Source organism: Pleurocapsa sp. PCC 7319, assembly GCF_000332195.1.
In the GTDB taxonomy this organism is placed as follows: Bacteria; Cyanobacteriota; Cyanobacteriia; order Cyanobacteriales; family Xenococcaceae; genus Waterburya.
This window is the reverse complement of sequence record NZ_KB235922.1, coordinates 5,413,242-5,438,161: the sequence shown is the minus strand read 5'-3', so window position 1 is coordinate 5,438,161 and position 24,920 is coordinate 5,413,242. Positions and strand designations below refer to the sequence as shown.

At 38.2% G+C, this 24,920-nt stretch carries 21 protein-coding genes; 6 read left to right on the top strand and 15 right to left on the bottom strand.

Annotated features, from left to right (window positions below):
* The first annotated feature begins 117 nt into the window (after nucleotides 1–117).
* On the top strand, nucleotides 118–1,458 hold the full coding sequence (locus PLEUR7319_RS0128765) for a histidine phosphatase family protein (RefSeq protein WP_019508694.1): 1,341 nt from the start codon (nucleotides 118–120) through the stop codon (nucleotides 1,456–1,458).
* Nucleotides 1,459–1,524: 66 nt separating this feature from the next.
* Here PLEUR7319_RS0128765 and PLEUR7319_RS0128760 read toward each other — a convergent pair whose 3' ends face one another.
* The 3 genes from PLEUR7319_RS0128760 to PLEUR7319_RS0128750 form a co-directional block, all read right to left on the bottom strand.
* Nucleotides 1,525–3,228 carry a DUF262 domain-containing protein gene (locus tag PLEUR7319_RS0128760; protein WP_019508693.1) on the bottom strand — a complete coding sequence of 568 codons (1,704 nt, stop codon included), beginning with the start codon at nucleotides 3,226–3,228 and terminating at the stop codon, nucleotides 1,525–1,527.
* Nucleotides 3,229–4,097: 869 nt separating this feature from the next.
* The gene (locus PLEUR7319_RS0128755) at nucleotides 4,098–5,018 is read right to left on the bottom strand and encodes a hypothetical protein (RefSeq protein WP_019508692.1); all 921 of its coding nucleotides are present in this window, start codon (nucleotides 5,016–5,018) and stop codon (nucleotides 4,098–4,100) included.
* 55 nt (nucleotides 5,019–5,073) lie between these two features.
* Nucleotides 5,074–6,357: an ATP-grasp domain-containing protein gene (locus tag PLEUR7319_RS0128750; protein WP_019508691.1), complete on the bottom strand. Its 1,284-nt coding sequence runs from the start codon at nucleotides 6,355–6,357 to the stop codon at nucleotides 5,074–5,076.
* Between the two features lie 520 nt (nucleotides 6,358–6,877).
* Between PLEUR7319_RS0128750 and PLEUR7319_RS0128745 the strand changes: the two genes are divergently transcribed.
* Nucleotides 6,878–7,594 carry a hypothetical protein gene (locus PLEUR7319_RS0128745; RefSeq protein ID WP_019508690.1) on the top strand — a complete coding sequence of 239 codons (717 nt, stop codon included), beginning with the start codon at nucleotides 6,878–6,880 and terminating at the stop codon, nucleotides 7,592–7,594.
* 77 nt (nucleotides 7,595–7,671) lie between these two features.
* On the opposite strand, the gene ruvX is transcribed toward PLEUR7319_RS0128745, so the two are convergent.
* The 4 genes from ruvX to PLEUR7319_RS0128725 all read right to left on the bottom strand — a co-directional run bounded on the left by ruvX (nucleotide 7,672) and on the right by PLEUR7319_RS0128725 (nucleotide 11,379).
* Nucleotides 7,672–8,124 carry a Holliday junction resolvase RuvX gene (ruvX, locus tag PLEUR7319_RS0128740; RefSeq protein WP_019508689.1) on the bottom strand — a complete coding sequence of 151 codons (453 nt, stop codon included), beginning with the start codon at nucleotides 8,122–8,124 and terminating at the stop codon, nucleotides 7,672–7,674.
* A 95-nt stretch (nucleotides 8,125–8,219) separates the two neighbouring features.
* Nucleotides 8,220–9,515: a GNAT family N-acetyltransferase gene (locus PLEUR7319_RS0128735; RefSeq protein ID WP_019508688.1), complete on the bottom strand. Its 1,296-nt coding sequence runs from the start codon at nucleotides 9,513–9,515 to the stop codon at nucleotides 8,220–8,222.
* A 9-nt stretch (nucleotides 9,516–9,524) separates the two neighbouring features.
* Nucleotides 9,525–9,800 carry a hypothetical protein gene (locus PLEUR7319_RS0128730; protein ID WP_026102844.1) on the bottom strand — a complete coding sequence of 92 codons (276 nt, stop codon included), beginning with the start codon at nucleotides 9,798–9,800 and terminating at the stop codon, nucleotides 9,525–9,527.
* A gap of 100 nt (nucleotides 9,801–9,900) precedes the next feature.
* Entirely contained in the window at nucleotides 9,901–11,379 is a 1,479-nt protein-coding gene (locus PLEUR7319_RS0128725; RefSeq protein WP_019508686.1) for a tetratricopeptide repeat protein, read from the bottom strand.
* Between the two features lie 124 nt (nucleotides 11,380–11,503).
* On the opposite strand from PLEUR7319_RS0128725, the gene PLEUR7319_RS39740 reads away from it, so the two are divergent.
* Nucleotides 11,504–13,756, top strand: coding sequence for a DNA polymerase III subunit gamma/tau (locus tag PLEUR7319_RS39740; RefSeq protein ID WP_019508685.1), 2,253 nt, complete (start codon nucleotides 11,504–11,506; stop codon nucleotides 13,754–13,756).
* 14 nt (nucleotides 13,757–13,770) lie between these two features.
* Here the strand turns inward: PLEUR7319_RS39740 and PLEUR7319_RS0128715 are convergent, their stop codons facing one another.
* Nucleotides 13,771–14,952, bottom strand: a complete 1,182-nt coding sequence (locus tag PLEUR7319_RS0128715) for an LL-diaminopimelate aminotransferase (RefSeq protein WP_019508684.1) — start codon at nucleotides 14,950–14,952, stop codon at nucleotides 13,771–13,773.
* 209 nt (nucleotides 14,953–15,161) lie between these two features.
* Here PLEUR7319_RS0128715 and PLEUR7319_RS0128710 point away from each other — a divergent pair, with 209 nt between their 5' ends.
* Nucleotides 15,162–16,661, top strand: a complete 1,500-nt coding sequence (locus PLEUR7319_RS0128710) for a tetratricopeptide repeat protein (protein ID WP_019508683.1) — start codon at nucleotides 15,162–15,164, stop codon at nucleotides 16,659–16,661.
* A 75-nt stretch (nucleotides 16,662–16,736) separates the two neighbouring features.
* Here PLEUR7319_RS0128710 and PLEUR7319_RS0128705 read toward each other — a convergent pair whose 3' ends face one another.
* Nucleotides 16,737–17,504: a PspA/IM30 family protein gene (locus tag PLEUR7319_RS0128705; protein WP_019508682.1), complete on the bottom strand. Its 768-nt coding sequence runs from the start codon at nucleotides 17,502–17,504 to the stop codon at nucleotides 16,737–16,739.
* Nucleotides 17,505–17,791: 287 nt separating this feature from the next.
* Here PLEUR7319_RS0128705 and PLEUR7319_RS38655 point away from each other — a divergent pair, with 287 nt between their 5' ends.
* The gene (locus PLEUR7319_RS38655; RefSeq protein WP_019508681.1) at nucleotides 17,792–19,045 is read left to right on the top strand and encodes a pentapeptide repeat-containing protein; all 1,254 of its coding nucleotides are present in this window, start codon (nucleotides 17,792–17,794) and stop codon (nucleotides 19,043–19,045) included.
* Nucleotides 19,046–19,157: 112 nt separating this feature from the next.
* On the opposite strand, the gene PLEUR7319_RS0128695 is transcribed toward PLEUR7319_RS38655, so the two are convergent.
* The 4 genes from PLEUR7319_RS0128695 to PLEUR7319_RS0128675 all read right to left on the bottom strand — a co-directional run bounded on the left by PLEUR7319_RS0128695 (nucleotide 19,158) and on the right by PLEUR7319_RS0128675 (nucleotide 22,815).
* On the bottom strand, nucleotides 19,158–19,949 hold the full coding sequence (locus PLEUR7319_RS0128695) for an SPOR domain-containing protein (RefSeq protein WP_019508680.1): 792 nt from the start codon (nucleotides 19,947–19,949) through the stop codon (nucleotides 19,158–19,160).
* A 367-nt stretch (nucleotides 19,950–20,316) separates the two neighbouring features.
* On the bottom strand, nucleotides 20,317–20,556 hold the full coding sequence (locus tag PLEUR7319_RS0128685; protein ID WP_019508678.1) for a hypothetical protein: 240 nt from the start codon (nucleotides 20,554–20,556) through the stop codon (nucleotides 20,317–20,319).
* Nucleotides 20,557–20,587: 31 nt separating this feature from the next.
* Complete coding sequence (larE, locus tag PLEUR7319_RS0128680; protein ID WP_019508677.1) at nucleotides 20,588–21,391, bottom strand: ATP-dependent sacrificial sulfur transferase LarE; 804 nt, start codon at nucleotides 21,389–21,391, stop codon at nucleotides 20,588–20,590.
* A 215-nt stretch (nucleotides 21,392–21,606) separates the two neighbouring features.
* Complete coding sequence (locus PLEUR7319_RS0128675) at nucleotides 21,607–22,815, bottom strand: hybrid sensor histidine kinase/response regulator (RefSeq protein ID WP_019508675.1); 1,209 nt, start codon at nucleotides 22,813–22,815, stop codon at nucleotides 21,607–21,609.
* A gap of 30 nt (nucleotides 22,816–22,845) precedes the next feature.
* Here PLEUR7319_RS0128675 and PLEUR7319_RS41505 point away from each other — a divergent pair, with 30 nt between their 5' ends.
* Nucleotides 22,846–23,013: a hypothetical protein gene (locus PLEUR7319_RS41505; protein ID WP_019508674.1), complete on the top strand. Its 168-nt coding sequence runs from the start codon at nucleotides 22,846–22,848 to the stop codon at nucleotides 23,011–23,013.
* 139 nt (nucleotides 23,014–23,152) lie between these two features.
* Here PLEUR7319_RS41505 and PLEUR7319_RS0128665 read toward each other — a convergent pair whose 3' ends face one another.
* Together PLEUR7319_RS0128665 and PLEUR7319_RS0128660 are read right to left on the bottom strand one after the other, a co-directional pair.
* The gene (locus PLEUR7319_RS0128665) at nucleotides 23,153–23,926 is read right to left on the bottom strand and encodes an ABC transporter permease (protein WP_019508673.1); all 774 of its coding nucleotides are present in this window, start codon (nucleotides 23,924–23,926) and stop codon (nucleotides 23,153–23,155) included.
* 93 nt (nucleotides 23,927–24,019) lie between these two features.
* Entirely contained in the window at nucleotides 24,020–24,898 is an 879-nt protein-coding gene (locus PLEUR7319_RS0128660; protein WP_019508672.1) for a PhzF family phenazine biosynthesis protein, read from the bottom strand.
* Nucleotides 24,899–24,920 lie beyond the last annotated feature (22 nt).

Sequence of the window (24,920 nt, the reverse complement as noted above, 5' to 3'; positions counted from 1 at the left end):
CATTTGGCATTATCTCTTGTCAGCGAATAGTTATCAATTAAAAGGATTAAACAAGGTAATTTACCCAATTGTGGCTACAATAACTGAGGGAAATCAATTTATGAGGATGAAAAGGTTTTGGCTACTCGCGTGATTATCGTTCGTCATGGACAAAGTACCTATAATGCACAGAAGATGATTCAAGGACGTTGTGATGAATCTGTATTAACCGAAAAAGGTATTTCCGACGCTCAAAAACTGGGACAAACTCTAAGTGAGGTTAAAATTGATGCTTTTTATTGTAGTCCCCTACAGCGAGCTAGACTTACTGCCGAAACAATCCAAGCTGGTCTAACCAATCCTCCTACTTTGCAACCTACCGATAGGTTGATAGAAATTGATTTGCCCCTGTGGGAAAAAAAGAAAAAAGACGAAGTTAAATCTCAGTGTGCTAATGATTATCGTCAGTGGAAAGAAAATCCCCATGAATTTAAGATGATTCTAGAGGATGAAACAGAACATTATCCTGTACTATCACTGTATCAACAGGCTCAAGACTTTTGGCAAGAAGCTATTAGCAAACATCAAGGACAGACTATTCTAATTGTTGCTCACAATGGGATTAATCGTTGTCTGATTATGAGTGCTATTGGCATTAGTAGCGATCGCTATCACACGATCCAACAGTCAAATTGTTGCATTAATATCCTTAACTTTAGTAGTAATTTTGGCGATTCGGTGCAGCTCGAATCTCTCAATCAAACCTCTCATTTGGGCATTCCTCTGCCTCCTACTCGTCCGCCTCATTCTGGCCCTCGTTTACTCTTAGTACGTCATGGAGAAACTAACTGGAATAAGGAATCTCGCTTTCAAGGGATCAGAGATATTCCCCTCAATGATAATGGGCGATCGCAGGGAAGAAAAGCGGCTACGTTTTTACAGGATGTACCAATTGATTTTGCTGTATCCAGTTCCATGCTCCGTCCCAAAGAAACAGCCGAAATTATTTTAGAATATCATCCTGGTGTTTCCTTAGAGACAACTCCTGAATTAATTGAAATTTGTCATGGTCTGTGGGAAGGAATGTTAGAGTCTGAAATCCAGGCTGAATATTCTGATTTACTTCAGCAATGGAAAGATCGACCAGAAACAGTACAAATGCCAGAAGGAGAAAACTTGCAGCAGGTTTGGGATCGAGGAGTTGCCGCCTGGAATAAAATCGCTGCCGATTATAGCAATACCGATACTCCTCAAACTGGATTAGTGGTAGCTCACGATGCCATAAATAAAGTAATTCTGTGCTATCTACTAGGATTAAAACCCGGAAACTTCTGGAACATTAAACAAGGTAACGGTGCAGTAAGTGTAATTGACTATCCTCAAGGTGCTGCAGGTAAACCCGTACTGCAAGCTATTAATATTACTACTCACTTAAGCGGAGGTGGCATTTTAGATCAAACCGCAGCAGGAGCTTTATAAAAGTGCCTAATAAAGATGAAATTTACAGCAAGCGGTTATCAGTAAGCTGTGATCAATTGTAAATTATTAATAAAAATCAGATCTCCAGATATGAGTAGCACGCTGTGCTAGTTGCCGTTGCCTGGTGGCTAGTGTATGCGCTGACCATTCTTCAGCCAAAATATTCTGGGTTAATTTGTACACACTTTTCTGATAAGTCTCTTTCTTCATTGAGTAAGATTCGTTTCCAACTTGACGATTGAGATTTGGCTCTAAAGGTGTCAGATTGCCGATACGATATACCATTTCTTCTACCTGAGCATCATTAAAGTGTCTTCGCCAGTTCTCGGTTAGTGATTCAGGCAAGATATGTTCAATTGAAAAGCCATCTTCACTAATATCTTGCCGTTCTGATGCATCTAACTCAAGCTTCCAAAGTATGTATCTTACTAGCTTCCTCTTCTGTCCTTTTGTAGAAATTGAGAGCAAAGAAAAGTCTTGTGAAAACTTGTCGTCGGAAACATATACTGCGCGAAGGCGATCAAAAACGTGTCTGGGGTTAGTAATTTCGCCATTCATGATTGAAATTGCTACTTTGTTATAAAGCGTTTCTAATTCATTTGGATTTAGACTACTTACAACTGTGTAGCGAAAAGCTAGAATACATACAACCTTCAATAGGCGAGTAAAGTTATCAGGAGTAAACTGCTCGTATGCAGCAAATAAAGCTGGATAAGCCTGCTTCACTCGGAATAGTTCAAGTTCTCGAATATAAGGTTGGTTTTCTGGACTATCACGCCAGAAATCATCATTAGAATTGCCAAGAGCAATAAAGAGACTACTGTAGTTTTCAAGTTGATCTAGCAACTCAAATGCTTGTTGTCCATTCTTCACTGCTTGCCGAACTATCTTGAATAATCGCTCACGTCTGACTCTGGTTTGCTTGAGGCTAAGATAATATCGCAGAAATTCAGGAAACCTTTTCATCTGAACAGTATTAATAATTCTTCGCCATTGCCTTTGAGCTTCTTGTAAGTCATCTGGACCTTGGAAGAGTGAAAACAGGTAGTTTTTCAATAAGTCTGTTGAACTCAGTTCTATTCCCCTAGCGTTTAAAGTTTCAAACACAGTATATGCGTTCAGTTCATCCTCAACGTTAATTTGGATAAATAGTAATTTTCGAGCAATTACATTTGTCAAAAACTCAGCTAATTTTTCTCCACTGTGAACCACCTCTTGAAGTTCTTCCAAACGGTCTGAATAATACTGGAAAGCCTGCCAAAGCAATTGATTGGATTTAGAAAGAGAACGAATATTAAACGGTCTTCTAAGATTTATCAAATTGCTTTGATAGAAATCATTGTTATTCTCGTTTAAAAGAAGCTTGCTTGAGTAACGAAGAGATCTCGGATCTCTATCACTAAGATAAGTTCGTTTTAAAATTTCTTGGCGATCCTGATTAGCTTCTTTATCCTCTTCTCGCTCTACAAGCTTTTGAATTTTCTCAATAATACCAATAGCAATGATACTCAGAGTAGCTAATCGTTGCTGACCATCAATAACTGTAAACTCTTTATCCGAATTGTATGAGTTCTGTAAAACAATAGCTCCCATGTAATGACTAGAGTCAGACTTATCATGAATAGTCAAAATATCCTGCCAAAGATCTTCCCAATTCTCTTCTTTCCAGGAATAATCTCGCTGGAATGGAGGTACTTTGTAAATCTTGCCATTGCCTATCAGGTCACCAAAACTAGTAGTGCGAGTATCTAATAGGTTGATCCGAGCCATGAGTATGAGATGAGTAAGCTTTTTACCAAGATATCAGGAGACGGACTACTCTGGCTTAGCAATCAATAACAGCTAGCTAATAGTGCGCTAGTGCTGACAGAACGAGGTCGAGCAGCAGTTACTATTAGCTATCTCTTGCCGTACAAGACCACCATTAAATTTTATACTTACAATGATTGAAGTTCGTTTTTCCAAACTTTAACATTGAGCTGTACTCAATGAACTATTTTGAATCGCGCAGTTCAATATGTGTTGCGATCACAACACCTGTCAAATAGCAAACTTGTGTAGAAGTATAGGATCGAAGTCTAAAACCTGATTCTCCTGGCAGCTAATAGCTGATAGCTTGATTCCACTAGATTCGTCCAGGTGGAGGGGGATAATCTGTATTATTTGATAAAATCCAACGCCAAAACAGAATGAAAAATATCATAAACCCTAGATATAAGAAAATTTTCAGCATGACTTTCAAAACTCAGTACAACAATTGAGAACTAGACTTTTAGCTTTCTCACTCCACACTGAATCTAAAAAACCTGAGTTAAGCTTTCCCTTTTTTAAACTCGATTAAGACAAGTTATAAGAAAAGATAAACCCACAAATTAACTCATTCCCTAAATAGATCTGAATTACTTATTTTCGCTCCGGAAAAATGATAATTTTTGGACTGCTTTACTCTAACGATGATTATGAGAAGCTACTTTTTGAGATATTCACGAGGATTACAAGCATTCAGAACTTTAATTGCTTGTTAATTTCATTTAGATTAATCTTACTAATTATATTTCTATTTTAGTTAATGATTTGCTAGTAAGAGTAATAAGTTTTATAGAGTTGAGCAAAAAATAGTTTTCAAAACCAAATGTAGTTTATCTAAGCGATAAAGATTCTTGAATTATAGTGGGAATTTCACTGGGTCTCTTGGCGATCGTGATTCCCGCTTTTTTCAATTTGTTGATGGTTTGGCGATTGCCTTTGGCGGTGGGCGAAGCCCAATCGCAATTGAATGCAGGAATGGAAGCTGATAAGTGATTGCTAATAATTGTCACTGCATCACGAAATACTTTGTCTTGGGGGGTATTTAATCCAGCAATATAGACAACAACTGGTTTGTCGATACCGTGAGTTTGACAGTAGGCGGCTATTTCATTAGTTTCATTGATACTTTGTCCAATCAAAACTATAGCTTCAGTATGGGAATCCTGATTAAGAATCGATAACCATTGAGATAAATTGGAACCAAGTATTCGCTCCTCACCCAAGCTAACTACTAAAGACTGTCCCATGTTAGCCTGATTTAGCTCTGCGGCGACTTCATAACATAAGTGCTGACTACTAGTGATTAAACCAACCGAGCCTGGCTGATAATACTGAGGCTCTAGCTTGCCCAGCCAAATCTTTTGAGGAATAACTAGACCATGGCTGCTAGGTCCTAAAAGTAGCGTTTGATTAGTTTCTGCATACTTGATTAGTTCTATGGTGTCTAGAGGTGGTACTCTTGGTGTAAAAATAATCAGGAAGCGAATTCCTGCGGTGATAGCTTCTTTTGCCGCATCAAGTACTTGATAAGGACGAACGAAAATCAAGCTAGTATCGATAGTTTTATCCTGAGTTATGACTTGTTCAACTAAATCAAATACAGGTATGTTGCCTATTTCTATTCCTCCCTCGCCAGGACTAACTCCAGCTACAATTTCAGTACCGTAAGCTTGCATTTGCACTGCGTATGAAGTAGCGGGGAATTCTGTAATTCCTTGAATAATGACCTTTTTAGGGGGAGACCAATTCATATATAAACTTTTTAGTCCTGATTATCTTGTGGATAAGTTTAGTCACCAAAATATTTTAGCTAGACTGAACTATGGCGCTCGCTTGTGAGATTACTTCCTCTAAATTACTAGATATGTAAATTGACTCATCAACTTTCAGTTCATCTAGATTGTTGTTGACTAATAGCCTCAGAATAAACCGAGGTTTAGCTATTGGGATAGGTTGAGATCCTGAAGATTTACTCTTTTGTTTTAAGTTACCTGAATTGGATTTAAAGTTACTGCTAACTAATGCTGCTTCTTTTCTGGATGATAAAGTTGGTTCAAAAACAGATTGATCGTAATTAGCGATCGCTTGCACAATCTGAAGACTAATTGTTTCGGACTCCCAAACATTGACTAGGATCGCTTCTAAACCAGAAACAGACTCTAATTCAAGTAAAATCTGCTGTACTTTTTCTAGATAAAGTTGGGAATTATCAATGTCTTCAGTCAAGCTATTTTCGATGATGACACCACAAGCGGGGGAAACTTTGTTTTGTTCGAGTAAATCCCAAGTTAGCAGTGCTAAGTCAAAGCTGTTAGAGATTATAGCGATTTTACCTTTTTGGTTTTTCCAATCCAACCAACGCCATCCAATCTGATGAAAAGTGTTTTTCTCAGGTTCAACATATTTACGATAGCTTTCATTTTTTTGCTGTTCGGATAAACTTAAAGTTTCTATAATCGGTTGCCTGGCTAGAGCGTAGTCGTTAATTGTAATCTTGCCATCCAATGCCATCAACTTTCCTTGTTTATTAACCCCTAAAGGATTTATTTCAATTAAATCGAGATCTTTTTCCTGCAATAAGCGATACATCTTGGCAATAATTCCGCTGACAGAGCAGATCAATTCTCCGGATAATCCCATCTTGGCAGCTAAGCGACGAGCATGGAATAAAGAAAATTCCGTATTAATCACAACTTGTTGTAAGTTAGCTAACAATAGGTCTACATTCATTCCTCCAAAGGCAGAACCCAGAAGCACAGGGCATTTCAAATCATAGTCGATGACAATTGCCAGAAAAAATTCTCGTTCAGCATTGTAGTGCGCCTCTGCCAAAATAACTTCAGGGTATTCTCCTAAAATAGACAAGTTAAAAATTGTTCGGGCTGCAGCGATCGCATCAATTGTGTTGGCTACAAAACGTACTCCCCCTGCTTTTCCCCTTCCTCCAGACTTCACCTGGGATTTCAAGACAACAGGATAGGGAATTTGCAATTGTTTAATTTTTCTAGAATCTTTAATAGTCTGAGAAGGTAAAATAGGAATACTTACCATCCTAAACAATTCCTTAGCTTGATATTCTAGCAGTTCCATGAATAAATTACGATTAACGATGAACTCAATAGCTGTTTAATTGTAGATGAGGCAAAATATAGATAAAATTGATTGATTATTCCATCATTTTCAGGGTAGCTAATTCATTATAATTAGGTTAGTTTGTTATCTTATGTTGACATAATTCAATTATTTGCTTGCGAGCTTGAAAATTAAGTCAAGAAGCAATTATGATAGTTACGGCTTAAATCCGATTTTTTGTTAAACAAAAACCAATATCCAAAATAGCAAGGATTACAATCACGTCGAGATATTCAATTGGTGTTTTATACTTATGTTCTAGTATCGCCTAAATTTTATTGCTCTGCTGGCAATTATTGTCAGTTCACAACTCCCAACTAGATAGAACAACAATTCAACTATGCCCTACAACTATCACGAACTATTTTTTCACGCATCAAGAATAATAGCAGTTCAGCAACAAAGCACTTGAATATTGGGGAAAAATAACTGTTCGACTTATACAGCTATGGCAAAATCTCATAACTATGGAAGGGGAATGGAAAAAGTTGTAATCATTATCAACGCCGAAGTTAGTGAACAAGGAAAGCTAATTTCTGCATCGCCAGTAACACAAAAAATGGTTGAAGCCTTGAAGCATAGCATTGCTCAATATTCTGCTGTTTCAACTGTTGTAGAAATCATTTCTGCAGCGAGCCTCTGGTCTAGACATTCAAGAACTAATAAAATAGACAAAGACTCCGAAGCAATTTATTGTCCCTTAACGATTCAGTTGCCAGAGTACTTTGATTTTCCCTACAAAAAAATATATTCTGCTTGTAAAGATCTTCACTCCCGGAGGCGTTGGGTCGAAAAAAATTTAGGATTTAAGACTAGTGTGGGAGATTCTTGGTTAGGTCATCTGTGGTTGCCAATAATTATGACAGATAAACCTATTTATGCAGAGGTTATTGGTGAGGGTGCAATGCCCAACTCTTATGAACAGCCCATAAGCATACCTAATCGCCAGCGTAAATCTCTCCATCGTTTAGCGGCTCAATTACTTGATTCTTTGGATGCTCCCCCATCCACCTATTTACTGCAATTTAGTTTATACAATGGTGAAATAGTTTTTGACCGATTGTGGCCCTTTCCAGCTGCACCAGCCTTGATTACTCTCAAAACCCAACAGCCCGATTTATTTACTTGTCATTGGCATTGTTTAACCGGACAACCGATCTTAGATATTAGTATTTCCGATCCTATGCCTATATAATTGAATGAATTTCTCGTGGATGTTGTGAAGGTGAAGGTGACAGAAGAAAAGAAAAATTCGTTTTGCTTCTTTTGCCTTCATCTTTTATCCTTTTCATCCTTCATCTTTTTCATCCGTCTCATATCAAGCCATTGCTGTAAAATTATTGCTGCAGCACGGCGGTCAATTGCACCTTTATCTCGGGTTGAAAACTGCTTATTATTTTTAAGCTGAGCTTCTGCTTCAACTGAAGTTAAACGTTCATCTACATATTCAACTGGTAGCTGTAAAATTTTAGCAATCTTATTGGCGAATTTTTGAACTTGCTGTGCCTGTAATCCTACTGTGCCATCCAAAGAATATGGCATGCCAATAACTAATATTTCGACTTTTCGCTCTTCAATTATACTTTGGAGTTGTTTGATATCTTCAGCAAAAGAAGTGCGATAGATAGTAGTTAGACCGGTAGCAATTAGACCAGTGCCATCGCAACCAGCTACTCCCATGCGTTTTTTTCCCACATCTAACCCTAAAGCCGAAATTCTTTTCATGGCATCTATTGTAGGATTATTTATGCGATTAAAAAAGACATATATTTAATTTATACGTTCTTAATAGTTAGACTATAGTCCAATTTTTGGGCTTCTTAAACCAAGCCACTACTCGGAGGTTTAAAAGATTTTCCAGATTTATTCTTTTCCACAGGGTTAAATTCAGTGGACTTGGAATAAAAAATATTTTTCTGTCTAACTATATTTTGATATGAACTAGAAAGAGACTTGATTAGAGATATACGAGAAGGAATGGGAGCGCGAGCTGGTTTTAACCCCTGAAGTACATCTGATAGCTGTAACCCTTCTAATGGTTTAGCTTCTTTGATTTTATGCCACACAGAGCGAGACATTAACAGGGTATGTTCTACAGCAGTCGCACCTATTTTGTTAAAGTATTCTTCTCTTTCCGGTTGATAATCAGCAGAAACTATTTCTAAAGGCTGGGAATAGATCTGACTCTCGTCAGCTAAACCATGTTTGCAGTCGAGAGATTTCTGAACTATCTGTGCCATCTGAGCAGTCAATTTAGGATAAAGCCAAGTATAGGCAGGATTTACTGTCAATTGGGCTCTGTGAGGTCGAGTACCATCTTTAGATGACTCTAATCTAAAATAGCCAATTGCAGCTTTACGCTGGGGCTCAAAAACATACCCACTCACCACATCCGTACCGTTCAGCCAGTGTCTAATTTTGCTAACTGCACTTTGCACTAGATTACTTTTAAAATCTTCTACACGACGGTCAAAAACCTGACGCAGTAAAGGAGGCATGGAGACACAATCCAGTTGATATAGAAGTGGTGCATCAGCATTACTAATAGGCAAAAAGTTGGGTAAATCGGGATTTTGCTGGGCTAGTTGGGTAATTAAATCTGAAGATATTTGCCAGTAAGTCATCTGCGCTAATGGCTGAAAACCATTTTCCCGATAGAGAGCTAAATGATTTTTCTCATTTACATTAACTTCTAGCATCCAAGTTCGTGCTTCCCAAATATTTTGCAGACAGTAACGCAATAATTGAGAACCAATTTCTTTCTGAGTTTTGAGTAACTCTAACTGAGGAGAGTTGCTATTGAGCAAAACTCTCTCTACTCTCCAAGTACTGCGAGTACTATTGAGTGAAGAAACTTGAATTAAACCTAATACTTCGGCTAGCTGTTGAGCAACATAGACTCGCCAACCATGATAATAAGAATGAGGTAACAAACTTAAAAACCTTTTGAGTCCGTACCATGAGCCTACCTGTTCTAGTTCCCTATCTACAGTTATAAGGCGTTTGGAAGTTTCTCTGGCGACACATTCGCTCACCAAAGCATTGATTGCATCCACGTCGCGATACTCAAGAGGACGAACTATAAGCTGATCGTTTTTAGGTACGGATGAAGTCATGATATTTTGTTAATCAACCCTCTCTAATTGCCATAAAATTTGATTTCCTTCTCGTCTCACTCTGGATACAACCCAATTTCGCCAAGACCAATGATCTCCTCTACTAGTTACAGCACTAGCATTGATATCCATTAAATCTGCCAGTTCGGAGCTGCTGATTAGATAACCTTTGCTAGCTATTTCTTCAGCGATTCTGAGAGTATCAATTAAGTCCCTAAGTTGGGTTACTCTTTCTTCACTTGATAACCTGATTTCTTCCATTGTGCTGTTTGATGATTCCGTCATAGCTAGCTAGAAATTAAACACCTAATGATTAGTATTGAAGATGAAATTACATCTTACGGCTATTAAAGTTTATCCGATAACTTGATTACCGTCATCTTAGCTAATTTGAACGAGAGTTATCTGCTACTAGGTTAATATATCGCGAACGTGCTGGTTGAAAATCTGGCTTGATTTCTAATGATTTTTCATAACTAAGAATAGATTTATTCCAATCTTCTAGTTGTTCCAGGGCACAGCCGCGATTGTACCAGAATAAATGATTTCCTGGCATTATTTTAATTGCATTATCCCAACTATTAACTGCTTCTAACCATTGTTGCATTTGATATAAGGCGTGAGCGCGATCATTCCAAGCTTGATAATTGCCAGGTTCTATAGTTAAAGCTCGTTGAAAAGATTCCACAGCCTCTTTATATTTGCCCAATCGACCCAAAGCGCTACCTCGATTATGCCAAGCTTCTGATAAATTGGGATTGATTCTCAAAGCCTTTTCCCAAGAGGAGATCGCTTTGAGGAACTCTCCGGCACTCACTTGCTTTAGCCCTAAATTAAACCAGCTTTCGATTAATTCTACACTAGACTGATCCAGTTCATTAGTCGAAATTTTTGGTGACTGCTCAACAGTTTCTAAGGCTAAATTATCTAACTTAATTAGAGAAACATTAAGTTTTTGTGATATTTGTTGAGCTAATTCTTCATCTTCTTGAATTAAGTTCATCACCTGATGCACATCAACAGCTACTGTCTCTTGTGGATCTTGTTCTATATCGTCGTCCACGGATGATAAACTATCTTCTACTGGCTTAGGTTCTACAATTTCAAACGAATCTGATAAATTTAAATCAGTGTCTTCTGAGTCAAGATCGCTTGTTTGCTCCAGATTCTCTTGATGCTCTAGTGGTGGGTTTGGCAATGATAGTTCTGAAGTCAAAGCTGGAGAGCTTTCTATTTCTTGATTTTGGAGAGTATCCTCTTCTACTCTTTCTGAAGATGTTTCGGTTTCTCGGTCCTCATTGGTAGTTGAACCCAGTTGAGAAAAATCAGTAGGTAATCTCTCTGATAACCTCTCCTCTGTTTCTTCCTCAGCAGAATCCATTTCTTCCTCAGTAGAATCCATCACCAAATCTGAACCAACATATTCCCAAACTATATCTTCTGTACTGCCAAATAATAATTCTCGTCCAATCTGATTGCAAATGGCACCAATTTGGTCTACTTCAGAGGTAAATTGAGTTAGTTCTGCCAAACGGATCATCATTGTTCCCAGTTGGCGCTTAGAAGGGATTGGCATGGTCAGCAACTTGATTCTTAGGCGGATGAGCCAAGCAACCCATTTTTGCTGTTGTCCACGATCGCCCAACTGATGAAAAAATTTAGCAATTCTTTTGTCATGCCAACCATGGGCAATACCTTCTAATAGCTGATTGAACAAAAATTCATAGTCTGCATCAGTCAAGGCAGAAGTTGATTTTGATTTTTTGTCCTCAGGCTGAGGTGAGTCTTGATTCGCCCGAGATAAGTTAGAGTTAGAGTTTGACTGTTGGTTGTCTTGCTTGAGGTGCCCAATCGTATGACTCATTACCTTTAGATCAAATATACTGAATTTAAAAGAAAAATAAACTTAATTTCACTAAAATATTGCTCAATTGTACAGGGATAATTTTCTACTAACCAGTGGAAAATAAAAAAGTCCACATCTAAATATGCCTTACGAACCTCTTCACCATAAGTATCGACCACAAACTTTTAAAGATTTAGTTGGTCAACAAACGATCGCCCTAACTTTAAGTAATGCTCTAAAACAAGAAAAAATCGCTCCAGCATATTTATTTACCGGACCTAGGGGAACGGGTAAAACCTCTAGTGCCAGAATTTTAGCAAAATCTCTGAATTGTTTAGCTATTAGTCAACCCACTCCTGAACCTTGTGGTCAGTGTGAAGCTTGTAAGGCGATCTCCAATGGTACGGCATTAGATGTGATGGAAATTGATGCTGCCAGCAATACTGGGGTCGATAATATTCGCGAAATTATTGAGCGATCGCGATTTGCTCCCGTTCAGTGTCGTTATAAAATTTATGTCATTGATGAATGCCATATGCTCAGTACGGCAGCGTTTAATGCTCTGCTGAAGACTTTAGAAGAACCCCCACCAAGAGTTGTCTTTATTTTGGCAACCACCGATCCACAACGAGTTCTCTCCACAATTATTTCCCGTTGTCAACGGTTTGATTATCGCCGTATTCCCTTGGCAGAGATGATTGCCCATTTGCAATATATTGCTGAAGCCGAAAACATTGCGATCGCCGATGAAGCAATAACTTTAATTGCTCAAATTGCTAATGGTGGCTTAAGAGATGCAGAAAGCCTCTTAGATCAATTGAGTTTATTACCAGAAAAAATTTCCGTAGCCAAAGTTTGGGACTTGATTGGTGCTGTACCAGAACAGGATTTATTAAACCTGATCAGAGAAATAAGAAACAACTTACCGATCAAGATCTTACAACAGTGTCGAAATCTATTAGATCGAGGACGAGAACCCTTAGTAGTGTTACAAAACTTAGCTAGTTTCTATCTCAATCTACTAATTGCCAAAACTGCTCCACAACATACTGATCTAGTGGCAGTAACGGAAACTTGCTGGCAAGAATTATGTATAGAAGCAACTAATTGGGATACGGCGCTAATTTTAAGAGGACAACAACACCTTAAAGAGGCAGAAACTCAATTAAAACATACAACTCAACCTCGTTTATGGTTAGAAGTAACTTTATTAGGGTTACTGTCTGGTAATAATTTACCTGTTGTTACTGCCCAGTCTCAAATTGTAGTTAAGCAACCAGTAGCAGATGCCCCAAAACCAGCAAAACCAAATCATACTAACAATAATGGAGCTAAGGCTCAATTACTCAACGGAGCATCTGGTCAAAATCATGTTCCGCTAGCTAATACTACTCCATCTCCAGCGAGTCCTCTTCAGACTACTTCTATTCCTGTAAAAGTCGTCAACCAACAAGAACTTACCAGCGAGCGTTCTGCTATTGATCAGAGAAACCAAACTACGACTAAAGTTCCCATAAATGATTTGGTAAACAGCTCTCAATCTTCAGAGCCAGTCATTGAGCCAGAACTGAAGAAAACTCCGCCAAGTTATGCACCTATAGTCAATGAAAATATTTCTAATCAAGAGCTTTGGAACAAGATTGTCAGTTGTCTGCACCCACCAACAACTCAGGCGTTATTAAAACAGCAATGTCATCTAGTGACCTTTGATGGCTCAAGTGCCATTGTAGGTATTAGTTCTAGCAAACTACAGAAACTACATCAAGGAAAAGTCGCTAATATTGAAGCAGCATTTGCTCAAGTTTGTCAGCATAAAATCAAAGTTCAGTTAGAAGTAGCAAACCCGAGAAATACCTTAGCTAACAATTCTCTAGTATCAATAGATAGACATGATCCTATCTCTCACATACCTGAACGCAATCAAAATGTCAACCATATTCCATCATCAGTAAACAATGATCAGCTTGCCCAGTCTCCAGCAGAGCATACGGAAGTCATCAAACAAAAATTGCCAACTCAGAAGCAAGCATCGCAGACTAGTGAATCGAATTCATCTTCAGTCAAGTCGTGGACATCAATTAGCAATTTAGATCATGATTCTGCGCCTTCAGTCAGCAAAATATCTGCTCTACCATCTCTTGACGTATCTGACACTGAAAATAAGACTATAGTTACCCCAGAAGTAATTGTTGAGCGAGATTTAAATCAGGATTATACGGATGATAATCTTCAGCAGGCGATAGACAACCTAACTCACAGTTTTGAAGGGGAATTGGTTCAATTAGAAAGTACTCAGAGCCATTTTTTTGAATCTTCAGAAGAATCTGAACAATTAGATACAAGCAGAACAAGCACTAATAGACCGAATGTGGAGGATTATGATGATGTTTGGTAATCAATAATCAGTAATCAAATTGGTGCTTGCAGAAACTTATGTATTTTTGCTGCTGCCTGGCGCAATATTTCTGGCTCTTTGACTAAAGCAAAGCGAACATAGCCTTCTCCTGCTTGACCAAATCCAGCCCCTGGTGATGCAGCCACTCCAGTTGTTGTTACAAGTTGGGTACAGAATTCGATAGAGTTATCTTGCCAAAGAGAGGGGAGTTTTGCCCAGATATACATCGTGGCTTGGGGTGATGTCACTTGCCAGCCGATTTCGTTCAGTGCCTGAATAAAAATATCTCGGCGATGCTTGAAGGTTGCCACGGTTTGGACAACAGATTTTTGTGAGCCTGATAGGGCGGCGATCGCACCATTTAAAATGCCACGATACTGATTAAAATCAACTACGGCTTTGATCTGTCTCAGAGCCTGAATTAAAGAGCTATTACCGATCGCATATCCAATGCGAAAACCGCCCATGTTATAAGACTTGGAAAGGGTAAAAAATTCGATACTCAGTTCTTTTTGAGGATCGGCTTGCAGAATAGAAGGGGCAATATCTGTCTGCTCGGTAAACACTAAATCGACATAAGGGAAATCGTGAACCAAGACTAAATTATGTTGACGACAAAAGCTGACTGCCTGATGAAAAAAAGCGAAGGGGGCGATCGCCGTTGTCGGGTTATGAGGATAACTAAGTACCATCATTTTAGACTTAGCCAATACAGTAGCAGGGATATCTTCAAATTGAGGCAAAAAATTATTGGTTGCTAATAAGGGCATGGGATAAATTTCGCCTCCTGCTAAATACACTCCCCCTGCATGGGAAGGATAACCAGGATCTAACAGCAGTGCCACATCTCCAGGATTGAGAATTGCTAGAGGTAAGTGGGCAGTACCCTCCTGAGAACCGATTAACTGTAAGACTTCCCTTTCGGGATCGACAGTGATGCCAAACCTTTGAAAGTACCAATGGGCTGCTGCGACTCGAAAATCTTTGGTGCCAGCGTGAAGTAGATAACCGTGGGTGGAGGGATCTCTCAGGGAGGTTTCAATGATCTTGAGGGTGGGTTCGACTACGGGTAAATCCGATGACCCCAAAGATAAATCGATAATTTCTCTACCCAAGTTTCTGGCTTGAGTTTTGGCACGATCCATATCGGCAAACACATTACGATCGAGACTTTGTAAACGTCTAGCAAATTGCATCTAAATCCCAAAATTCTAATTTTTATTCTGTTCCTCCAATTGAGACTCACCTTAACATTCCAGATTCACAATAGAGGTTTCCATATGGCGGCTGACAATAACATGAGATAAGATTGACACTCATTCATGCTACCTAAATCCAAGACATAACCTCAAGTTCGTCTTGCTTAAATAGTTTGTAGTTTCATTCCCCATGGGTTAATTTTCCTATGCCTACCTTGCCAGATAGCACTTCAGCTAATTCCTTAAACTCTGATATGCGATCGTTGACACTGCTTAAATCATCCGCTCACCTCGATCAACCAACTAATCAGCAAAAAAAGACAATTGCCCAGATTTATTCTCAACAGGCAAGGCTGTATTTTCAAGAGCAGAATTGGCATAAGGCGATCGTCGCTTGTAAAAATGCTCTGGAAATTGCTCCGGATACTGCAGATGCATATAAGATATTAGGTAATATATTACAGTTCCAAGGTAGAAAAGCCGAAGCTCTAGGAGTATATGCCAAAGCACTACAGATTAATCCTAATTCAGCAGCAATATACGCCAATTTAGGGAGCTTTTACGCTCAACAGCAAGATTGGCAGCAAGCCGTTGATTATTTTCAACAGGCTGTAATTATAGATCCTAATTTAGCAGGAGCCTATCGTAGCTTAGCGAAGATTTGGGAGGAATTGGGAGATACAAACAAAGCTTTGGAATGTTTATGTCAAGCTGTCAATTTGGAGCCAAAAACTTTGACTCCGGAAGAGTATTTTGACTTTGGTCAGCAGTTATATCAGCAAGGAAAAATTAAAGAAGCTAGTATTTTTTATACTCAAGGAGTTAAACTGCGTCCCAATGCAGAACAGGAGTTAGCTCGTCTAGTTAAGATCTTAGAAGAGCTTGAGGAATGGCAACAAGCAGTAGCCTATTATCATCAGCTAACTTCATTGACTCAAGCTGTTGGCGGTAATCGTCCACGTATAACCAAAGTCAATAAACCAATTAGTAATTTATTGTCTCGCTCACAGTCGAAATTTCCCTCCAAAAATACTCTCTCATTTACTGGTGGACAAAGCCCTATTTCAAGAAGCGGAGCCGCAAAACCAATCGCCAATAATCCTCAGCAACAAACCTCATCATCATCTATATCATTACCTAAAGCTGCTGCTCCTCAATTATTACCAAAAGTTAGCTTAGAAAAGAGTTCCACCTCGGCTCAGCTACCATCTCAACTCCCTTCCAAGACCTCCAAGGCGACTAATATTGCCATACAAAACTCTCAGGTAACTACTGAAGCAAAGCAACCAAATTCAGCAGTTGCTTGGAATAATTTAGGCAGTCTGTATGCCCAGAAAAAGCAGTGGTCAAAAGCAATCAGCTGTTACCAGGAAGCACTCCAACTTGATCCCAAGTTTAGTAAAATTCATCGTAATTTAGCCAGAGTTTACACTAAACTGGGAAAGCCAGAAAAAGCCAATCACTATTGGTATGAAGCCTTTACTTTAAAACCAGATCAGATAAAACCTGAAGAATATTTCAGTTTGGCCAAGAATTTGTGGCGACATCAACAATTAGAGAAGGCAATCGACTGTTTGCGCCGTGCAGTACAATTGAAGCCTAATTATGACCAAGCTTATCTAATGTTGAGCAAGATATTTGAAAGCCTAGGAAAACATCAAGAAGCAAAAGCTTACTATCTGCAAATAGCTAAAAACAATAGCTAGAACCAAAAATAGCAGGTAGCCTGTACCTGCTTGCCAATACTTGCCAAGATGAATACCTTGATAATCAAGACTTGTTTATTTATCAAGTTGAGAACGTAGTTCGTCTAATTCAGCATCAATTACTGCATCTTGTGGAGTAGAAGTCGTGGAATCTGAGGCAGGTAAAGCTTCCTGAGCAGGAGAAGCTCCAGATAATTGGGCTTTCATAGCTGCTAGTTCATCATCAACGCCACTACCAGCCTCTAAGGCTGCAAACTGTTGTTCGATACCAGTGCCACCTAATTCTGCGGCAGTTTCCGATTCTGCTTCTAGCTGCATTACCTTGTCTTCCATACGCTCAAATGCGCCCATAGCACTACTAGTATTAATGCTACTCATGGAATCTTGTAATTGTTTATTAGCTTTAGCTGCATTAGCTCTGGCTCGGAGCATATCTTTCTTAGTTTTAGCTTCAGAAATTTTGCTCTCCAAAGCAATTAGGCTACGTTTAAGAGTTGTTACCTGACTGCTTTGCTGATCTAACTGAGTTTTTAAACTAGTAGCAGTATCACTAAATGACTTTTTGCGTACAAGTGCTTCCCGCGCTAAATTTTCATCACCTTTAGAAAGAGCTAATTGTGCTCTTTGCTGCCAAGTATTTGCTTCAGACTGATTTTTATTGTATTGTTGCTCGGTACGTTTTTGAGTGGCGATCGCTCTGGCAACAGCTTGACGTAGCTGTACCAAATCCTCTTGCATATCAATGACAGCTTGTTCCAGAACTTTCTCTGGATCTTCGGCTTTGCTAACTAGATCGTTAATATTGGCTCGAACAACTCGGCTAAGGCGATCAAATAATCCCATGACTTTGTATATCCTTTAATCGTTTACAAAATAGTTTAGGCTTGGCAGACTCAAGGATACTAAGTCCACCATCAGTTAGTTACATTAAGAGAGTGATAGTGATTTTCATCTTCACATCTCTAGTGTGACATATTCTCCCAGTGTACTGTTGATATCAAGATAAAAGGTACGGTTGTCCCAAAAACATACAATCTTTATAAGCGGAAAACTAAATTAATCCCGATGAATTGATGACTATGATTAAGTCGTATATATAATCGAAGTCTTAAAAAATTAATCTTTAAAAAATGGTCAACAAGAAATGCTACGCTTCCTTGAAACGTGGTGTCGAATATTGGAATAAGTGGAGAAAAAATAATTTACATATTCAGCTCGATCTTAAAGGAGCTAACTTGAGCGGCAAACTGTTGATGGGAATCAATTTTACGGGAGTCGATCTTGCGGGTGCAACCTTAGTCAAAACTAAATTTAATGGAGCTAATTTGGATGGGGCTAACCTAACCGAAGCTAATTTAACCAATGCCAATCTAACAGGAGCTAGTTTAATTGGAGCAACTTTAACTGCTGCCAATCTGATCAAAACTAATCATAGAAGCGCCGATTTTGTCGGGGCTAATTTAAGTCTTGCTGATTTAGCCGAAGCAGATTTGAGAGTAGTAGATTTTACTGCCGCCGATTTGGCTGGAGCTAATTTTAGTCAGGCTAATCTCAATAGTGCAAATTTTTTGGGAGCAAATTTGGCTGATACCAATTTTAGACTAGCACAGCTCAACAAAACTGATTTTAAAAATGCTAATTTGACTCGAGCTAGTTTCCATAAAGCTGATTTAACTCGAGCTAATTTAGAACAAACTAATCTGAGAAAGACCAACTTAGTTCAAGCTAACTTACAACAAGCAAATTTGTTTCAGGCAGATTTAGATGAAGCCAACCTCCGTGAAGCTAATTTGACTCAGGCCAATCTTTCTAAATCTAATTTAACGAAATCTTGTTTAGCAGGGGCAGATCTCAGCCAAGCTAATTTAACTCGAGCCAATTTGACCAAAGCAAACCTTCGTCAAGCTAATTTAATCAAAGCTAATTTAACTCAGGCTAATCTGCTGCAAACCCACGCCTGGGGAGGTAATTTTAATCGGTGTCAATTATCAGGAGCCTGTTTAGAGGAGTTACAAATCAACTCTCAATCAAGCTTTGAACGGGTAATTTGTCAGTATCTTTACTTAAAATCAGCTCAAAGACGCCGTCGCCCCAAAAACATCCACAAAAACTTGACTTCCGAAGAGTTTAAGCTAATCATCCAAGATTTACATGGTTCAACTAGCATCATCTTTAATGGTGAAATTGACTGGGCTATTTTCCGTTATACCTTAAGAAAATTAAAGCGCAAATATCATGCCCAAACAATTGAAATTAGAGCAATTGAATTTATCTCTAATCATCGGCTTTTAGTCAAGATTAAAGTATTTCCTGGCTCAGAAGTTAATGCTATCAAACAGTATTTTTGCCGTAAGTATGAGTCGCTCTTGCCTACTAAAAACTAATTGATCAGCTTTAATCTTAAAGCTCTAAGCTTTAGAGTTTAATTAAGTAGATAGCTTATAGCCTATAGCTAAGGAGAAAGCCCTGGTTAAACTCTTCCTTGGCTCAATCAGATTAATCTAACGGATAAAGATAAGCGGGAAAATTTTCTTTCTTTAACTGTGACACAAATTCATTTGCTCGATCTTTATCAGTAAAAGCACCTAAGTAAATAAACACTCCTTGAGGCAAGTTTACCAAGGAAACTTGCTTAGTTTTTTGTCTTACTATCGACAAAGAGCGATCGCCAGTATATTCCGATAGTACGTAGTAGTATTGAGGATTAATTGACGATAAAGCAGTGACGTTATTCAAAGGAGCCAAAGCAGGAGGAATTGGGGTGAGGGCTGCTGGGGAATCTTCAACGGATTTATCTTCGGCAGTTTTGAACATACTTAAGGTACTCAGGTTGAGAGGCATGAATTCTTTCCTCGTCAAATTAGTATTGCCGACAGTAGAAACTGAAACGGTATCTTTGTCTGATGCGGCTACTGTTCGGGAATTGCGCCAGATCATGGCACCTGAAACTAGATTAGTGAAAAAAATAATAGCGATCGCACTAATCCCCCAAGGGCTAAGTAAACTGTCGCTCCAATTTCCGTCACGATACTCTACTTCAGAAAAATCTATATCTGTTTGGGGGACAGTAGATTGTGGTATTTCGTCTTCTAGTTCGGCATTTAAAAATAATTTCGGTACGTTGAGCCCCTCATTAGATTTACTAGATTGACTTCTATGGGGATTAAAAATATTAACCGTTCCCGTAGGAAATGGTTTATGAACAATACTAGATTTTAAATTAGGGTTGCTTGCCGAATTTTTCTTTTGAGAGCGATCATTTTGCTCATTCAAGTTCTTAGAAGACATATCGATACAAGATTTAATAGAAATGCCTAGCTTAACTTTTTGATTAGAAAACCGCAGGTGTTAAGCAAAATGATTAATAATTTTTAAATTTTTATCCTGAATTTTAATTACCTAAAATCAATTGTTCGATATTCTTAAATATACTAATTATTTCCTGAATAATCTGTTCAGAGCTAATGCCAAAAGCGATTTGCATCACTAAAAAAATTGCCACAATTGTTAATAATGTTTTGATACTAGCTTTAAAGATTTTAATTGACCAAGTAAATAGTAACCATAAAATAATAACTGCAATGATCGGAATGATTATTTCTACTGACATATACAAACACTTTGCTAGGTTACAAGGTAGAGCTTTGCCTAGGTGTTATTGACAGAAAAAAAATGCGTTTAGTTTCCCAAAAAAAAGAGAGGGAATAATTTCCCTCTGCTGATCGCGTTTTCTTTTAGTTTGTTTTTCTGGTTTGAGCTCACCATTATTTTTAAGCTTTTGGCGGAGCATCTGTTCTCTTTTACGGAGTTGTCTTGCTCTAGCTGAGCCTCCTTTTCCTTTGTCGTTACGCCCTCTTTTGCGGGGAGTTTCCCACCGTTTGAGTCTCTCTACCATGGCTATTCATTTTTGACTTATGTATACACACTTATTGTAGCACTTGATTTAGTTTGCCACTACGATAACCCTCTAGATCGAGAGTCACATATAAAAAGCCCAATTCTTGAAAAGTTTTGACTAGTTTGGGTAAATCAACCTGTTGCACAAACTGGGAGATTTCTACAGCAGGTAATTCAATTTTAGCGGTGTCTGCTTGGGAGCGTACCCTTAAATTCTGATAGCCTAACTGACGGAGATAAATTTCCGCCCTGCCTACCCGTTGTAGTTTGGTGACTGTAATTGCTTCACCGTAAGGAAAACGAGAGCTAAGACAGGGTTGAGCGGGTTTGTCCCACCAAGGCAATCCCAAGCTACGAGAAATTTCTCTCACTTCCGCTTTGCTAACTCCTATTTCAGCTAAAGGCGATCGCGCTCCTCTTTCTTTAGCAGCTTGGATACCAGGACGATAGTCTTGTAGATCGTCAGCATTTACTCCATCAACAACATAGGGATAACCACGCTCGATAGCAAGAGGCTTGAGAGTATCGTGGAGTTCACTCTTGCAAAAATAGCAACGGTTTACGGGATTAGAAGTATAGTTAGGATTTTCCATTTCATGAGTTTCTACTACCTCGTGTTTAATACCAATCTGTGCCGCTTGGGTTTGAGCATCAATTAATTCTTCTGGCAGCAGAGAAGGAGATACGGCGGTGATAGCTAAAGCGCGATCGCCCAAAACATCATGGGCAATTTTGGCTACTAAAGTACTGTCTACTCCTCCAGAATAAGCAATTAAAGCCTGTTCCATTTCTTGAAAGAGATTTTTTAACTGTTCTAATTTCTGCTCGCTCATTACTCAACTATCAACCAACTGTTCACTTTATGTTATGGTAGCCAATCTCAATCACCAAAGTTAGTCAGACTAGTTAACCTCAGTTCGGGTCAAGGCAATATAAGGGTGGGGTCAGCTCTAAGCTTTAAGCTATTAGCTATTAGCTTTTTTGGTTTATTTTCTTGTCAACCTTGTTATGAATTAATGAAAATCATGGTTTTTAAATTGTCAATTGCTCATTGATGTTGAGGTAGCCAAAGAGTAAAACAACTTCCCTTACCCAGTTTTGAAGTTACTGTAATATCTCCGCCATGAAGTTGAGCTAGTTTTTGTGACAGTGCCAAGCCCAAACCTGTACTTTCGTGGTGATTGGTGATTTGCGGAAAAGGCTTAAATAGTTTACTTAGGTTCTCAGTGGAGATTCCTATCCCAGTATCTATCACGGCAAAATAAAGTAGATCTTGTTCTAGCTGAACTTGTAAAATTATCGAGCCTTCGTTGGTAAATTTAATCGCATTGCTAAGTAAATTAACTAAAATTTGCTTGAGACGTATAGAATCAGCAGTGCAAAAGTCAATATTGTCTCCCTGCTCATAAATTAGCTCCAATCCTTTTTGCTTGGCTTGGTCAGCAACAATAAACAAAGATGCCTGACAAATTTCTGACACCGCTAGTCTTTCTAGGTCTAATGTTTGTTTATTGGCGTCAATTTTGGCTAAATCAAGATAATTATTAACTAAATCTAATAAATGTTGACCAACAGTAAGTAAAGCACTGACATACTGCAACTGTTTAGAATTTAGTGGACCATAGTACTGTTCTTTTAACATTCCCGCAAAGCCCAACATCGAAGAAATCGGACTGCGCAATTCATGATTTAAGTGAGAAAGGTGTTCTTGCTTAGCTTTTTCTTGATTTAATAACTTTTGCTTCTCTGCTTCTAGTTCCTTAATTTTTTTCTGTTGTTGATTAATCAGATCTAATTGTTGAGCAATAATAGTTTGTTTACTGAAAAAGTTAAACAGAGTATTTTCCAGAACATCCGGTAATTTATACAGTTTTTGTCTAAGTATATAGCCACTGACTCCAGACTGGATTAACTCTACCGCCAGTTCATCTCCTAGAGCATCCGTAATCAATATGAAGGGAGTTTGAGGACAAAGATTACACCATAATTGCAGTTGTTCGGTCAGAGTATTAACTGTTGTCAAATTGGAAACTGGAAAATAATCATACAAGATGGCACTATATTTTTGCCGAGGTAACTTGTCCACCAACTTGTCCACCGAGATAACTTCATAAGTCAAATCTATGCCTGCTGAATAAAGAGGTTTCGCGATCGCCTCAATATCATTACCATTATTTGAAGCAATAAGAAGATTTAAGTTACTGAGTGCTGTTGCTTTTGGTTGTAGCTGTAATATTGACCCAGAACTATCGGACATAAGTATCAAAGTGTCTTGAGATTTAGATATATGTTAAATGTTGTCGTATTTCATAGTATCTATCAACCTCTAATCACAGTAAAAACTCTAGATAAACCTTTACTTAATTATTTATTTTCTGGTTGTGAAAAAATAATTAAGCTATCTCTGCTTATCGACACTGCTATGTTGACAGAATTTTATGGTAACGCAGAATAAGAAACTCTACATACTAGTTGGGAAAATTTAAATATTTAGGCAAAATTGAACTTGGCTGTGATGAAGAAATTGTGTTATTAAAAGCATACTTATTTCACCCAAAAAACAGAATTATGCTTGTTTAATTATACATGAGTGCTTAAAATTCTTTTTGAGCAAAAATTATCATAGAAATAATTAACAAAAGAGCCGTGTACAGTAAGCCATATAAAGCATGGTATAGAAGTTCCGTAGAATTTGGGAGTAAACCATAAACAGCTTCGTTTTTAAGATCTAGTCGTGAAAGATTGGGTAATACCAGATAGAGACTAGTTGTTAAACTTTCGATGCTGGCATTTTTGCTGAGTTTTCCTAATTCAACTAGATCCTCACTAAAGTGTCCCATTAGGTAAACGCCGAAACTAAGCAAGGTAGCTAAGATTGAACTAGTAAAAACTCCAAATAAAATTGCTACTGCTACAATCAAAGCTAATTCTAATAGCAAGTAGATCGCAGCAATTACCAAAGCACCTGTAGGATAATTAATCCCAGAAAAACTGAGCATGGCTAAATAGATTGCCATCATGATCGTGATCATGATCGCTAACACTATGGTAAGTCCTAAGTGTTTACCTAATATCAGTTCAGCACGGCTAATTGGCTTGGGAATTAGCATTAATAGCGTACGTTTTTCGATTTCTTTATTGATTAATGCTGTACCTACAAAAATTGCTACCACTACGCTCAGAATAGCGATCGCCCCAATGCCAAAATCTAAGAGAATTTTTTCGTGAGTACCCGCTGCTATTTCAGGAATAATTCTTTGAGCCAAAATCAGTAATAGGGAGAAAAAACCCAGAAAGTAGAGGATGCGATCGCGGATAACTTCTTTAAAGCCATTATTGGCGATAGTAAAAACTCTAATTAGGTTCATGTTATTTAGAAGATCGAGAATTAAACAACAAATATTTCAGGGTTTACACTGTTATTGTTCCCAAATTCAACTTAATAACCAACATTAATTTTTTTAGATGTTGACACGCATTTCTTGGTTATAAACGCAAGCACCAGTTATTTTGATCTCTATCTTCTCGCCATGTTTCCACGCATAAGCCTTCAAATTTCCATCTTTTCCCATTTCTCTCCCCTGTAGTACATCTATTTCTATTTTGTTTTTCCGGTATTTTTTCAGTAGATAAGCAGCAATCACTCCGCTAGCAGTTCCTGTTACAGGATCTTCTATCGTACCCGAATGCGGTGAAGAGAAATGCCTTGCCACCACCAGATTATTTTGATCAAAATATTGTAAAGTGTACGGGTGAATGGAAGTTTTTGGTATCTGGGTTAACACTTCAGGAAAGTTATTTGTTTGGGGCATCATAGTTTCTAAATCTTTGCCACTTTTGACTGGAACCAGTAAAGTCCACGTTCCTGTATTACCATATATTATTTCATTATCTATGAGATTTTCAGGAGCAATGTTTAACACACTAGCTAGTTTTTCTACCTCACCTTCAAACATTAAAAACTTAGGCGGTTCCTGCTCCATTTCCACAATACAATCACGATCTTTAGAGATTGCTTTTGCCTTAATTATGCCGATATTTGTCTTTATTTCTATTGCCAAATTTTCTTTCAGGTCATTATATTGGTACAAAGCATAGACTCCTGCGATCGTGGCATGACCACATAGATTCATTTCATGCTCTGGAGTAAAATATCTAAATCTATAATCTGCGTCAATACATTTTTCAATAAATACAGTCTCGTTAAACCCAACTTTTTTAGCTATTAGTTGCATCTCTTCTTCTTTCAATTCATCTTTGAAAAGCACAACGCCAGCAGGATTACCTTTATCTTTTATCTTGGTAAATGCATCTAGATGCAATACTTTTATTTCTTTCATTCAAAGACCTTGAGCTGAAATT